The organism is Wenzhouxiangella marina (assembly GCF_001187785.1).
GTDB classification, from domain to species: Bacteria; Pseudomonadota; Gammaproteobacteria; order Xanthomonadales; family Wenzhouxiangellaceae; genus Wenzhouxiangella; species Wenzhouxiangella marina.
On sequence record NZ_CP012154.1, the window covers coordinates 2,111,710 to 2,125,779 of the forward strand.

Consider the following 14,070-nt stretch of genomic DNA (forward strand, 5'->3'; position numbering starts at 1 on the left):
GCACGGGCTTGCAAGGCTCGATCAAGAACCGGGCATCTTGAAGACCGGAAGCAGACGGATCAGGCGCCGGTAGGTCGCCCGGATCGCGCCCAGTGGGCTGAAGGGATTCCAACGGGCATGGCGCAGCTCCCGCTCGAGCCCATCGATCCGTGCCAGCACGGGTCCCAGGGCCTGCACTTCCTCCTCGATCTGCTGCCACTCGTCCCAGAACTCGGCCGCGTCAGGATCCGGGTGATCGGTCGCCAGACGGTCCAGCAGGGGGTAGGCGCGTCGAACCAGATGATTGACCTGCAGGTCCTCGACCAGTTCCTGAATGCCGAAACGGGTGTGGCGAAGGCTGTTGCGGATGAACTGCCTGGCGAAGTAGTCGATCCCCTGCTCCACGGACTCGCTCATCGGCAGATCGAGGCCGCTCACGAGGCGCCGCAGCTGGGCGTCGGGCTCGGTCACGAGCCGATCGTAGTCGATGACCACGAGCCGGGACCCATGCACCTGGCGAAGATGCGGCACGACGTTCACCAGCCACTCCAGATCGCTGTTGGCCTGGCTGCCCCGATGGTCGTCGAGCCTGGCTCGGGAACGCGCCACGCTCAGAGGGTTGCGGATCGGCAGGACATAGCTGGGTTCGATCTGCATCCGCTCGAACAAGCGGACCCAGAAGGGCAGCAACCGGAGCGTGCGTGCGTACTTGAAGCCCCAGATCGGCGAATCGCCGAAGCGCGCCTCGATGGTCGCCGCGAACTCGTCGAAGAACGATTCCACGACGGGTCCCTGCCAGACCTCTTCATCGAGCAGGCGCAGGCTGTCCGGCCGCAGCCCCAGGGCTCGCCGCAGTCGCTTGCTCAACTTCAGCAGTGCGGCGTCTTCGAAGAAGCCGCTGGGATTCTTGCGGGACGGGCGCTTGAAATCATCGCCCAGGTCCACGCCCACGGCCTGGACTGCGCGCGTCGCCAGGCTGGTTCCGCTGCGACCCGCGCCCAGCACCAGCACGGCTCGTTGCCTGGCTTGAGTCTGCGATCCAGCGCGGTCTTCTGTCTGCATGTTCATTCGCTTCATTTCACTTGGCGCTGCTCGCTGCGATGCGCAGCGGCGATCAAAGCTCCACCCTCAACGTGCGAGCGATTCCATCTTCTCGACATAGCGCGGCAGCACCTCGGGATCAGGCACATCGATGACCTCGCGCAGGAAGCGCTCGCGATGTGCCGGGACATAGAAATCCTCAGGACCGTTCTCGAGCAGACGCTCGAGCTTCTGGTACGCGTCGTCCCTGCAGGTCAGGGCGCATTCCGGCAGGTATTCTCCGATCGTCAAACGAGCCGCCTGCAGATAGTCCGCCGAAAGCACCGGCAGCTTCCGCTTCACCGCTTCGAAGACCACGGACGTGCCCAGATCGATCGCCGCATCGGCCCAGTCGAGCAGATGCGAGGAGTGCACTTCTCCTGCCACGAAACGGACGTTGTCGAGCTTCCGCAGCCCGAGCTGACGGGAGAGCGGCTGCCGCCAGCCCCCGCGCGTATGGGCCTTGATGATCAGTTCCACATCGGGAAAGGACGCCCAGATCCGGACGGCGCGGGCCACTTCTTCCCAGAAGATCGAAAAATCCTCCTTGCGCGAGAAGAACACCACCTTGAACTTCGTATCGTCCGCTTGCAACGGCGATGGCGGAAGCAGGGTCTCCAACCGGGCCAGCCATTCGTCGCAATAGCGTGGCGATCCGAGAACGGCCACCCGCCGATCGTCCAGAAACGGGCGGAATCGCTTGGCGCAGAGCTCGTTGGGCACGGCCACGGTATCGAACATCTTCGCGGGCTCGAACTTCATCCGCGGTTTCATGTCGAGCTCTTCGACACGCACCATGAAGCTCGCGTGCGGACTGTCACCGTGAGGCAGGGAAATCGCGCCCAGCTTTCGTTCGCGGGCCGAGGCGACGACGCTCTGCACGAACTCGATCGGAAACACCGAATTGCCACTGATCCAGTCGAAGGCGACGATGCCCGGCATCGACGCCTCTCCCTGACGATCCGGAAAACTGCGGTCGAGCAGCAGGTCGCCGATCTTCCGCCAGAAGGCAAAGCGCTTGTCCTCCCCGATCGCCCGGTCCAGAGCCGGCGTGAGAAAGCCCGGCAGGGCACGGCGGAAATAGCGGTTCCGAAGCAGTTTCTGGAGGCCCATCCGAAAGAGCTTCGCGCGCCCGACGATATCGCCGATCCAGGCCACGCGCACCGATTCATGGCCGTCCAGAAAGCGAATCCGATAGTCGTTCACCGAGCTTCGCGCGCCCATCATGACCAGGTCGGCGACATGGCCGGCCTGGACCCACTTGTAGACGATGGGCGTGACGTGATCGATATCGTTGTAGTGGCGGAGGAAGAACAGGGCTTTCACGACATGAGCTCCGAACAGGTCTCTGGGTGCATCAAGGAACGGGGAGAGCAGGTCCACCCCCGATGCGCTGAACGATGGCCAGCGCGGCGGTCAATGGGGCAGCAGATCGGACAGCTTTTCAATGGACTCGATTCCGTGTTGAGCAACGAAAGGCCGCCAGTCCCGCACCTCCGACCAGCCGGAGACGAAGATGAACTCGAGCCCGGCGGCTCTGGCGCACTCGTAATCGAACTTGCTGTCACCGAGATAGACGGCAGGCCCCGAGATATTGCCACGCTCCAGTTCGCGCGACAGGATCACGTCCTTGCGCGTCGGGCTGCCGAAGATGCCTCCATCGAAGCAGCGATCCAGACCGCGCTCGGCAAATGCCTCACGAAGCTCGGCCTCGTCGCCACCGGACACGATCAGCCAGCGCGCATCGGCCGTGGCGTCCCTGAGCGCCTCGAGACCTTCGGCGACGGGCACTTTCGACAGTTCCTCTCGGACGGCCGTTGAAAATGCCTGCAGCAATGCGTCCAGGCCGGGGCCGTCCTGGGCAGTGGCGAGCTCGGGCACGATTTCGGCAAGGAAATGACGCATTTTTTCGTAGCGGGAGATTCCGCCGTTGGCGACATGATGGGCGACCAGCGCATTGGCCGCTGCTTCACCCCAGGGCAAGGCGGCGCGATGGAAGGCACGGGTCTTGACGGCGTTCGAATCCAGCACCACCCCGTCGCAATCGAAGACCAGGGTCTCGTAGCCCTGCAGCCTCAACCCAGCCCCCTTCGTCGCATCTCGGCTTCGACCGCGGCGACATCCTCTTCGACGTCCACGGCAAGGCTGCCCGGGCTGCACTCGTACATCATGACGCGACGATCCAGTTCGAGAAAACGAAGGATCTCGATGTCCTCGTGGCGTTCGAGCGCGCCCTTTCTGCCGAAATCGGCAAAGGCGTCGAGTTCGGCCCGACTGAATCCGTAGATGCAGACCTGCTTCTTGTAGCGACGGGGCGCCTCGGCCGGGTCCTTGAAACCCGGCACGGCCTGACGGGACATGTAGACCATGAAGCCCGCTTCGTTGGTGATCACCTTCGGGATGTTCACCGAGCTCGGATCCTCGTCCTCGCCAAGCCAGGTGAAGCCGTTGATGATGCAGTCCGGATGCTGCGATTTCAGCGCAATGCAGCGGCGGATGTCCTCGGGATCGACCAGCGGCTCGTCACCCTGGAGGTTGATGTAGATGTCGTAGTCGATCTGGCGCGCGGCTTCGGCCAGTCGGTCGGTGCCGGTCAGGGCTCCCGAACCGGTCATCAGGGCCGAAAAGCCCGCCCCTTCGACCGTGTCCCGGATCTGCTCGTCGTCCGTGGCCACATGGACATGGGCTTGCCCGACCGCCCGTGCCGCCAGCTCGGCAACCCACAGGATCATGGGTTTGCCCAGCAGCGGCACCAGGGGTTTGCCCGGATAGCGCGAGGATGCGAATCGGGCGGGGATGAGGATGCAGGAACGCGGATCGCTGGTCATGATCATCGAATCGCGTAGAGACTCAGACTGGACAGGTTCTTGTAGCGGGTCGGCGTGATGGACACGGGCTGCACCTCGGCACCCGAACGCGAAAAGGCCGAGAGCATGGCTTCCATCTCCGCATTGCGAGTGTCGCCGGGCGCATAGCCATCGAAACCGGCCATCATGACCCGAGCCGCCCTGCCCGCCGTCACCGCTGCCAGCGCGTAGGACAGGACGAGCAGGTTCGGGGCCAGGCAGTAGGTGTCATGGAACTCGAAACCGTCCTTCTCAAGGCCCAGACCGAAATCCAGCAGCTCCTTGCGATCAAGATCCGCGCGAATACTCTCGGGGAGCATCGAGGCCGGCGTGATCAGTGGCTGCGGCAGCTCGATGTGGTGATCGACATCGGCCAGCAGCCGAACCGGATGGCAGGCGATCCGGTAGTCGATCAACGACTGATCGATCGAGGACTGGGTATTGAGCGCCAGCACGACGGGCCGGCGCCGACGGATCAGACTCTCCAGCGCCGGGCGATGCGAGCGGACGCCATCGCCTGCGCCCAGGATGAGCACTTCCCGTCCTTCGAAGGCCTCGGCAGGCGACCAGCGCCCGTGCGGTGTGCCGCGGTAATAGTGTTGCGCCGCGCTGAGGTTGTCGAAGCTGAACTTCTTGCCGCCTTCGGTCCGCAGGTGCTCGATGACGGCCAGGATGTCCTCTTCGTCGTAGCGAGCATCACCCAGCATTTCCTGGATATAGGTCGGGTGGATGCCGTACTTGCCGGCGAGGAAGTAGTACGGATTGGTTCCCCAGCCATGACGGATCTTGAGCGGCCCGAAGTGCTGGCGGATCAGCTTCATGAGTGGCACGAGATTGGGTGCCTTGCCGGTCAGCGATGCGGCCTCGATGAGCAGCTCCTCGGTCCGGGCATTCCCCGGCCCTCGACCCATCCCGGTCACCGTCGAATCCAGCCAGGTGACGCCTTCCTCGACGGCCCGCAGGGTATTCGACAGGGCCAGGCCCATGTTGTCATGGGTATGAATGCCGAGCTCGCCCGACCAGCTGCCTCGGAACCACTCGACCACCCGAGCGACATCACTCGGTGTCATGCCACCCATGCTGTCGGCGAAGTACAGCACGCCGACAGGCGACTCGGAAGCGGCCCTGCCCAGACTCTCGATTTCTTCTCGACTTCGATCCGAGATCTGCATCAGATTGATCCCGACTTGGTAGCCACGATCGGCAAGCCACTGGGACGCCTCGAAGGCCTGGGGCAATTCATGGTAGTGGCAGGCGAGGCGGACCAGGCGGACGCAAGTCTCCGCCGAGGGTCGCGGAAACAGCGTCTCCAGAGCGCCTTCAACGCCCAGCTCGGTGCACAGATCGGCCCCGTTGATCATCACGCCGATGGCCAGACCGTCGGGTATGTCCAGCTCGTTCAGGAACTCGTCCGTCGTATAGGCGTAGGCGCCCTTGAAGCCGCGGTTCGCCAGGAATCGGAAACCCAGCTCGACCACGTCGACCCGGCCGGCCTTCATCGCCGCCAGGTAATCCGCGACGAGATCCGACGGGAAATTCCACGCGTTGTAATAACCGCCGTCACGCAGCGTGCAGTCGAGAATCGTGGGGACCTTGTGGTTCATTGCTCGGGTTTGCTTCTCAAGCTCATTGACGCGGCCCGACGCAGCGAGTCGGGCCGCCCGGTGCTGGTCTCAGCGCTGGTCGATCGAGGGCACGGCACGATCCTCCGGACCGATGTAATCGGCGCCCGGACGGATGATGCGATTGTTGGACCGCTGCTCCATCACGTGGGCCGCCCAGCCGGTGACTCGCGACATCACGAAGATCGGCGTGAACAGTCCCGTGGGGATGCCCATGAAGTGGTAGGCCGAGGCGTGGTAGAAGTCGGCATTGGCGAACAGCTTCTTCTCTTCCCACATGGTCTTCTCGACGATCTCGGAGACCGGGAACAGCACTTCGTCTCCGACCTCGGCCGCCAGCTTGCGCGACCATTCGCGAATGATCGCGTTGCGCGGGTCCTTCTCGCGATAGACCGCATGGCCGAAGCCCATGATCTTTTCCTTCGCTTCGAGCATGCGCAGGACGTCTTCACGAGCCTGTTCGGCCGAGTGGTACTTCTCCAGCATGGCCATCGCCATCTCGTTGGCACCACCGTGCAGGGGGCCACGCAGCGAACCGATGGCGCCGGTGATGCAGCTGTGCATGTCCGACAGGGTCGATGCGCAGACGCGAGCGGTGAAGGTCGAAGCATTGAACTCGTGCTCGGCGTACAGGATCAGGGACACGTCCATGACCCGGGCGTGGAGCTCCGAGGGCGGCTTGCCGTGCAGCAGGTGCAGGAAGTGCCCACCGATGCCCTCATCGTCGGTCTCGACCTCGATGCGCACGCCATCGTGGCTGAAGCGATACCAGTAGCAGATCATCGACGGGAAGCTGGCCAGCAGGCGGTCGGCGACGTCCTGCTGGTTCTCGAAACCGTCCTCCGGCTCGAGATTGCCGAGGAAGGAACAGCCGGTGCGCAGCACGTCCATCGGATGGGCCGATGCAGGAATCCGCTCGAGCACTTCCTTCAGCGCATCCGGCAGACCCCGAAGACCCTTCAGGCGCTGCTGGTAGGCCGCCAGCTCATCCCGCGTGGGCAGCTCGCCCTTGAGGATCATGTAGGCGACTTCGTTGAAGGTGGCCTTTTCGGCCAGTTCATCGACGGCATAGCCACGATAGCGAAGGCTGTTGCCCGCCGCACCCACGGTGCAGATGGCCGTCTGTCCGGCGGACTGGCCGCGCAAGCCCGCGCCGGTCTTCTTGTCGGTCATGAGGACTCCTTGGTGAAGAGTTGATCGAGTTTGGATTCGAATTCGTGGTAGCCGAGGGTTTCGTAGAGATCGGCTCGCGTCTGCATGCGATCGACGACGTTCTTCTGGTGGCCATCGCCTGCGATCGCCTGGTAGACGTCGAGCGCGGCCTGGCTCATCGCGCGGAAGGCGCTCAGGGGATAGAGCACCAGCCCGATGCCGGCTTCGGCCAGTTCCTCGACGCTGAACAGGGGCGTCTTGCCGAATTCCGTGATATTGGCCAGCACGGGCACCGGCACGGCCCGGGCAAAGGTCCTGAACTCCTCGATCGTGTGCAGGGCCTCGGCGAAGATCATGTCGGCGCCGGCCTCGACGTAGCGATTGGCTCGATCGACGGCCGCATTCATGCCCTCGCTGGCATGGGCATCGGTGCGCGCCATGAACACGAAGCTCTCGTCGTGACGGGCATCGACGGCGGCGCGCACGCGATCGACCATTTCTTCGGTACTGACCAGCGCCTTGTTCGGGCGATGCCCGCAGCGCTTGGCCTGGACCTGGTCCTCCAGATGAACGGCGGCCACGCCGGCACGCTCCATCTCGCGAATGCTGCGAGCGATGTTGAAGGCGCTGCCCCAGCCCGTGTCGATATCGACCAGCAGCGGCAGATCGCAGCGGCCGGTGATGCGACGTGCGTCTTCGACCACATCGGCCAGCTGGGTGATGCCCAGGTCCGGCAGACCGTAGCTGGCGTTGGCCACGCCGGCACCGGACAGGTAGATCGCCTGATGACCTGCCTGCTCGGCCTGGATGGCGGTGTAGGCATTGATCGTTCCGACCACCTGGACCGGGGCCGATTCGCGAACCAGTTGACGCAATCGAGCGCCGGGCGAGATTGAACTCATGGGCTGGGCAGGCTCCGTGGAAACAGCGCGCCATTTTAGCACGCGCGCCCCGCTCAACTGCCCCGGCTTGCCCACCAGTCGCGTGCCTGCAGCCACCAGTATTTCCCCTGCACCACCGCACGTCCGATCGGACCGCCGGCCCAGCGCGCCGGCCAGGGCTCGAAGGCGGACAGGCGGCGGCGATCCCCGCTCAGCGCCTCGGCCAGGACCTGCCCGGCCAGAACGGTCGTGGCCATGCCGTGGCCACCGAAGGCCAGGCCGTGCCAGAGCCCGTCCGGTAGCTGACCCAGCAGCGGCATTTCGTGGCGGGCATAGCTCATCCAGCCACCCCAGGCCTGCTCGAGGCGCACGCCCTGCAGGGAGGGGAACACTCGCGCCAGATCGCGTCCCATCAGGCGTCGGATCGCTGCCGGAGAGCGGCTGGCGATGGAAATCCGCCCGCCCCAGAGCAGCCGACCATCGGGCAAGGGCCGGTAGTAGTCGAAGGCGAATCGATTGTCGTAGACGGCGACCGGCTGCGGCAGGCACTCCTGAAGACGGTCGCCGAGCGGTTCGGTCACCGCGATGTAGGTCGCGATCGGTTGCAGGGCCCGTTGCACCGCCGGTCGAAGGCGACGATCGTAGCCTCCGGTGGTCAGGACCACTTCCCTGGCCCTGACGCGAGCCCCATCGAGGCGTAGGGACCAGGCCCCGTCGACGCGTTCGATCGAGCGGACCGGCGCATGGTGCCAGACCTTCGCGCCCCGCTCGATCAGCCAGCGTGCCAGCTCGCGAATGTGCCTCAAGGGGTGGAAATGGAAACTGCCGGGCTCGTGGAGACCACCGCCGTAGCGGGGCGAGCGCACGTGTTCGGCACACCGCTCGGGATCGAGCCAGCTCAGTTCGAAACCCAGGCGTTGCTGCATGCGCTCGGCAAACTCCTGCATGGCCTCCGGTCGATGGAACCAGTCGGTCAGCACGACCCCGGCATCATTGGCCTGGCAGTCGAGGCCGTAGTCACGGATCCGTCGCCGGACCTCGGCCACGGAAGCCCGCGTCCAGCCATGCATTTCCCGAGCCCGGTCCTCACCGACCTGATCGGCCAGCGCGTCATTGCCGAGGGAGTAGCCGGCGAACACGAAGCCGCCGTTGCGGCCCGAAGCGCCCGACCCGATCTCGTCGGCCTCGATCACCGCCACACGATCGACGCCTCGCTCGACCAGGGCCACGGCCGTTGCCACGCCGGCCAGGCCGCCGCCGACGATCGCCACATCGACATCGGAATCCACATTCAGGGGCTCGGCGCCACTGCGATCCGGGCCCGCCTCATCCTGATACCAGCTACGCCCCGGCCAGGCTTCCGAAGTCATGGGGCATCCACCCTCGAGTGATAAACTACTACGCACAATAATCTCGGGGTATCGATATGGGCAAGTCCACCAAGTACGAAGCGAAGGTGCCGGACGAAAACGGCGTCATCCCCTACTCGGCCGAGGAGGATTCGGTCTGGGCAGATCTGTATTCCCGCCAGATGGACATCATCGAAGGGCGCGTCTGCCAGGAGTTTCTCGACGGTCTCGACATGCTCCAGCTGCCGACCGATCGCATCCCCCAACCGAAGGAAGTCTCGGCCGTGCTGCACGAGCGCACCGGTTGGCAGGTCGAGCCGGTCCCGGCCCTGATCAATTTCGATCGTTTCTTCAAGCTGCTGGCCGAACGGAAGTTCCCGGCCGCTTCCTTCATCCGCTCGCGGCAGGAAATGGACTACCTGCAGGAGCCCGACATCTTCCACGAGATCTTCGGCCACACCACCATGCTGACGCACCAGGCCTTCGCGGATTTCACCGAAGCCTACGGCAAGGCCGGGGTCAAGGCGAGCCACAAGGAGCGAGTGTTCCTCGCCCGCCTGTACTGGTTCACGGTGGAATTCGGGCTGCTGCAGACCCCGTCAGGCGTACGCATCTACGGCGGCGGCATCGCGTCCTCGCCGGGCGAGACGATCTATGCGCTGGAAAGCGACGAGCCCCTGCGCCGTCCCTTCGATCCGATCGAAGCCCTGCGTACGCCCTACCGCATCGACATCTACCAACCGGTCTATTTCATCCTCGACCGGATGAACGATCTCTTTGAACTTTCCAGCGCCGATCTGCTCGGATTGATTCGGGAAGCCCGCGCACTGGGCCAGTTCGAACCCACTTTCCCACCCAAACAGAAGGAAGCCGCCTGATCATGAGCGACCACTCTCTTTCCGAACGCAAATGCCTGCCCTGCGAGGGCGGCACCCAGCCCCTGGGCCAGGACCGCATCGCCGAACTGCTGCCGCAGATTCCGGGCTGGCAGGTGGACGAGGAAGGCAAGAAGATCTATCGCCGTTACGAATTCAAGGGCTTCTACAAGACCATGGCCTTCATCAATGCCATGGCCTGGATCGCCAATCAGGAAGCTCACCATCCCGATTTCGAAGCCGGCTACAACTTCTGCCTGGTCCATTTCACGACCCATGCGATCGATGGATTGAGCGAGAACGACTTCATCTGCGCGGCGAAGGTCAACGCCCTGCTCGATGACTGAGGCTGCGTCGCTCGACTCGCAGACGCTGAACGAGGATCTCGGCCGCGCTCGCGCGGCCGTCAACCGGATCATCGTCGACAAACCCGAGGCCGTCGATCTGGCCTTCTCGGCTCTGCTCGCCGGTGGCCATCTGCTGGTTGAAGATCTGCCCGGCGTCGGCAAGACCACCCTGGCCCACGCCCTGTCCATGGCCGTGGGCGGGAGCTGGCAGCGGATTCAGTTCACCAACGACATGCTGCCCGCCGATATCGTCGGAGTGTCGGTCTTCGATCGACAGCAGTCGCAGTTCGAGTTCCGCCCGGGGCCGATCTTCGCCAACGTAGTGCTCGCCGACGAAATCAATCGGGCCACGCCTCGGACCCAGTCGGCGCTGCTCGAGGCAATGGCCGAGGGGCAGGTCACGGTCGATGGCCAGACCCACGCCCTGCCCTCGCCGTTCTTCGTCATCGCAACGCAGAACCCGCTCGACCGGATCGGCACCTATGCGCTGCCGGATTCGCAGCTCGATCGCTTTCTGCTCCGTATCCACATCGGCTACCCCTCCGCCAGCGAGGAACGTCGTCTGCTGACCGAGCCCGATCGCCGAGACCTGCTCGGTGAAATGGAGACCGTCCTCGACCCCGAGCGAGTCATGATGCTGCGCAAGCAGGCCGCCGCGCTGCATGTTTCGGAGCCGATTCTGGACTACATCCAGGGTCTGGTCGCTGCCACCCGCAATCATGCCGCCGTGCGTGCCGGCCTGTCCCCGCGGGGGGCGCTGGCCCTGATCCAGACGGCCCGGGCCTGGGCCTTCGTGCGAGGAGAGGAGTTCCTGAGCCCGGAGGCCGTCAAGACCGTCTTCCCTGCTCTGGCCGAGCACCGCCTGCAGACCCTGCCGGAATCCGGACTCGGCAGCGATGCGGTGGTCAGGGAAATCCTCGACACCACACCGGTGCCCTGAGCACCGCATCGCAATCGATGTCCGCCGTCGCGACGCTGCGCAACGCCGTTCAAATTCGTCTGGACCGTTGGGTCAAGCGGCGCGCCAGAGCGACTCCACCACTGCGGCTGGCCTATCGGCAGATCTTCATCCTGCCGACCCGATTCGGCTGGTTGCTGGGCTTGTTGATGTTCGGCATGCTGCTCGGCAGCCTCAACTTCAACAACAACCTCGGATTGCTCACGACCTTCATCGTTGCCGGCCTCGCGCTCAATTCGATGCTGCTCGCCTATCGGAATCTCCGCGGCCTGAAGATCCAGCGCTGTATGGCACGACCCGTTTTTGCCGGTCAGCCCGCCCGGCTCCGGATCGATCTGATCAACGACGAGGCCCGCCCACGGCCGGGGCTCCAGTTCGAATGCAGCGAGGCTTTCTGCGAAGTGGATCTTCCGGCCAATGCCAGCGGCGAAGCCGAGCTCGAACTTCCGACAAGGGCTCGCGGCTGGATGAATCCGGGTCGAATCGGCATCCGAACGACCTACCCGACGGGCCTGTTCACTGGATGGGCCTGGTTCTGGCCGGAGCGGTCGATCCTGATCTGGCCTCGCCCCGCCGAATCGCCACCACCCCTGCCGCTGGGTCAGGGCCAGGAATCCGGACGCGAGGTTAGACGCGAACCCGAGGGCGAGAGCTTCCACAGCCTGCGCAACTGGCGCCAGGGTGATCCGCTCCATCGAATCGCCTGGAAGGCCAGCCAGCGACACCAGACCCTGCTGTCGCGAGAGTTCCGGGCCGAGCAATCCGACCACCTGATGCTGGACCTCGATCGGGCGCCGGGCCGGGATCTGGAAGAACGCATCTCCGTCCTTACCGCCTGGGTGCTGCAGGCCGATCAGGAGCAGCTGCCCTGGACACTGTCTGCAGGAGGCCAGATCCTAGGGCCTGATTTCGGCGACGCGCACGCGCATCGCTGTCTCGATGTCCTCGCAGAACTATGATTTCAGTGAAGCAAAGACAGCTGCCGACGCCTCCGATCGCGCCCCTGCTCTGGACGATCGCGGCCTTTGCCGTGGCCGCCGCACCGCATCTTGCCGCCGTCCCCCTGCAGATCGCCATCGCCATCCTGGCCCTGCTGGGCTGGCGAATCGCGGCCGCCCTTCGCGGATGGCGACCGATCCCGGCCTGGCTGCGGGTCCTCATCACCCTGGGCCTGCTGGTGCTGGTCGGCATCAGCTTCGGTGGATTGTGGGGGCGCCGCACGGCCACGGCCCTGCTCTGCATCATGCTGGCCGCCAAGATGATGGAACTCTATCGGGTGCGCGACCTGCGGCTCGTCGCCTCGGTCTCCTTCTTCCTGATCGCCACCCAGTTCCTGTTCGACGAGAGCCTGATCTACCTGGCCTACCTGATCCTCGGCTGCTGGATCGCCACGCTTGCCCTGGTCAGAATCCAGCAGATCCGGAACCTTGGTCAAAGGCTCGAGGATCGAGGCCTGGATGGCCACCCGATGATTGCGCACTCGGCGCGCCTGCTCGCCCTTTCCCTGCCGGTCGCGCTGGTGCTTTTCGTGCTGTTCCCCCGACTGGCCCAGCCCCTCTGGGGTTTGCCCGACGATGCCCTGGATGGCAAGACCGGCCTGTCGGAAACGATGTCGCCGGGTTCGATCGCCTCGCTGTACGCCGACGACTCACCGGCCTTTCGAGTGGTCTTCGAGTCCGGGCGGCCGCCGCCACCCCAGCAGCGCTACTGGCGAGGCCCCGTGCTCTGGCAGTTCGACGGCACGACCTGGGAGCGTGCCTATTTCTCGCTGACACCTGCCCGCACCGCAGTCCCGATCGACGGGCAATCGATCCGCTACGAAGTTCAGCTGGAACCACATGAAAGGCGCTGGTTGCTGGCCCTGGACTACCCGGCACAAAGCAACTTTCCTGGATCCAAGGTCACCGCCGACTACCAGCTGGTCAGCCGGCAGCCGCTGACAAGCCTGACCGCCTATGACGTCATTTCCAACCCGAACTTCCAGGACTCTCCCGAACTCGGGCAATACCAGCGCTCGATTGCCACTCGACTACCTAGTGATCGCAATCCCCGGACCGTGGCGATGGCTCAGGAATGGCGGGAACGCTACCCGGATGATCTGGAGCTGATCCAGGCCCTGCTGCGCTGGTTCCGTGAAGAACCCTTTTTCTACAGTCTGGAGACGGCCCCGCTGGGTCGGCACAGCGCCGATGAATTCCTCTTCGACCTGCGCACGGGCTACTGTGAATACTACTCATCGGCCTTCGCCATCTTTCTGCGGGCTGCCGGCATCCCGACCCGGGTCGTGACCGGCTACCAAGGCGGCTACTGGAACGAAGGCGGACAATACATGCTGGTCCGGCAGTCCGACGCCCATGCCTGGAACGAAGTCTGGCTGGAGGGCCGTGGTTGGACCCGCTTCGACCCGACCGCGGCGGTGTCGCCATCGAGAATTCAGCAGGGCTCGGCCAGCGCACTCGATGATTCCAGGTTCCTGCTGGATCTGCCCTGGGTCAATGAACTGCGCAACCGGATCGACCGAATCCAGCACCTCTGGAACCAGTGGGTTCTCGGTTTCGATGCACAATCGCAACTCAACCTGCTCAAGCGACTCGGCCTGCCCGAACTGAGCTCAAGCCAGATCGGCCTGCTGATGATCCTCGTGTTGCTGGCCGTCACCCTGCCCCTGAGCCTGATGCTGCTGCGGGAAGCACGACGTCAGAGCTCGAGCCCGGTCGAACGCGCATGGCGTCACCTGCAGCGACGACTCGGACGTCGCGGCCTGGGCATCCATCCCTCGGAGGCCCCCCTGGAATGGGCCGCGCGGATCGCCTGCCAATTACCCGAACAGCGCGAGGAGATCGAGCGCATCGCCCAGGAATTTCGCCGGGCCCATTACGGCCCGAACGATCCCCAACGCTCCGAACGATTCATCGAGGCCAGCCGACGCTTCCGCCTTTTCGACCACCACCGAGACCACCAGGCTACTGAACTTTGATACA

Annotated in this window: 13 protein-coding genes; 5 read left to right on the top strand and 8 right to left on the bottom strand. The window is 64.4% G+C overall.

Features of this window, described 5'->3' with window-relative positions:
• Nucleotides 1-21: 21 nt before the first annotated feature.
• The 8 genes from WM2015_RS08930 to WM2015_RS08965 all read right to left on the bottom strand — a co-directional run bounded on the left by WM2015_RS08930 (nt 22) and on the right by WM2015_RS08965 (nt 8,930).
• Complete coding sequence (locus WM2015_RS08930; protein WP_169751135.1) at nt 22-1,047, bottom strand: sulfotransferase family protein; 1,026 nt, start codon at nt 1,045-1,047, stop codon at nt 22-24.
• A gap of 60 nt (nt 1,048-1,107) precedes the next feature.
• Nucleotides 1,108-2,385: a hypothetical protein gene (locus WM2015_RS08935; RefSeq protein ID WP_049725712.1), complete on the bottom strand. Its 1,278-nt coding sequence runs from the start codon at nt 2,383-2,385 to the stop codon at nt 1,108-1,110.
• A gap of 90 nt (nt 2,386-2,475) precedes the next feature.
• Nucleotides 2,476-3,138 (bottom strand): HAD family hydrolase, encoded by a 663-nt coding sequence (locus WM2015_RS08940; RefSeq protein WP_049725713.1) that lies wholly within the window; start codon nt 3,136-3,138, stop codon nt 2,476-2,478.
• On the bottom strand, nt 3,135-3,887 hold the full coding sequence (locus WM2015_RS08945; RefSeq protein WP_049725714.1) for a 3-deoxy-manno-octulosonate cytidylyltransferase: 753 nt from the start codon (nt 3,885-3,887) through the stop codon (nt 3,135-3,137). The genes WM2015_RS08940 and WM2015_RS08945 overlap by 4 nt, the downstream gene beginning before the upstream one ends.
• A gap of 2 nt (nt 3,888-3,889) precedes the next feature.
• Nucleotides 3,890-5,509: an aldolase catalytic domain-containing protein gene (locus WM2015_RS08950; RefSeq protein ID WP_049725715.1), complete on the bottom strand. Its 1,620-nt coding sequence runs from the start codon at nt 5,507-5,509 to the stop codon at nt 3,890-3,892.
• A gap of 69 nt (nt 5,510-5,578) precedes the next feature.
• A complete protein-coding gene (gene prpC, locus WM2015_RS08955) occupies nt 5,579-6,700 on the bottom strand; it encodes a bifunctional 2-methylcitrate synthase/citrate synthase (protein ID WP_049725716.1) in 1,122 nt (373 codons plus the stop codon).
• Nucleotides 6,697-7,581, bottom strand: a complete 885-nt coding sequence (gene prpB / locus WM2015_RS08960) for a methylisocitrate lyase (protein WP_183971343.1) — start codon at nt 7,579-7,581, stop codon at nt 6,697-6,699. The genes prpC and prpB overlap by 4 nt, the downstream gene beginning before the upstream one ends.
• Nucleotides 7,582-7,634: 53 nt before the next feature.
• The gene (locus tag WM2015_RS08965; RefSeq protein ID WP_049725717.1) at nt 7,635-8,930 is read right to left on the bottom strand and encodes an NAD(P)/FAD-dependent oxidoreductase; all 1,296 of its coding nucleotides are present in this window, start codon (nt 8,928-8,930) and stop codon (nt 7,635-7,637) included.
• Nucleotides 8,931-8,986: 56 nt separating this feature from the next.
• Here WM2015_RS08965 and phhA point away from each other — a divergent pair, with 56 nt between their 5' ends.
• From phhA to WM2015_RS08990, 5 genes are read left to right on the top strand one after another with little or no spacing between them, the layout of a single operon-like run.
• Nucleotides 8,987-9,787, top strand: a complete 801-nt coding sequence (gene phhA, locus WM2015_RS08970) for a phenylalanine 4-monooxygenase (protein WP_049725718.1) — start codon at nt 8,987-8,989, stop codon at nt 9,785-9,787.
• Between the two features lie 2 nt (nt 9,788-9,789).
• A complete protein-coding gene (locus WM2015_RS08975; RefSeq protein WP_049725719.1) occupies nt 9,790-10,131 on the top strand; it encodes a 4a-hydroxytetrahydrobiopterin dehydratase in 342 nt (113 codons plus the stop codon).
• On the top strand, nt 10,124-11,071 hold the full coding sequence (locus tag WM2015_RS08980; protein ID WP_049725720.1) for an AAA family ATPase: 948 nt from the start codon (nt 10,124-10,126) through the stop codon (nt 11,069-11,071). Before WM2015_RS08975 ends, WM2015_RS08980 begins: the two co-directional genes overlap by 8 nt.
• 17 nt (nt 11,072-11,088) lie before the next feature.
• Complete coding sequence (locus WM2015_RS08985; RefSeq protein WP_049725721.1) at nt 11,089-12,048, top strand: DUF58 domain-containing protein; 960 nt, start codon at nt 11,089-11,091, stop codon at nt 12,046-12,048.
• Between the two features lie 5 nt (nt 12,049-12,053).
• Nucleotides 12,054-14,066 carry a transglutaminase TgpA family protein gene (locus WM2015_RS08990; protein WP_169751136.1) on the top strand — a complete coding sequence of 671 codons (2,013 nt, stop codon included), beginning with the start codon at nt 12,054-12,056 and terminating at the stop codon, nt 14,064-14,066.
• Nucleotides 14,067-14,070: the final 4 nt, after the last annotated feature.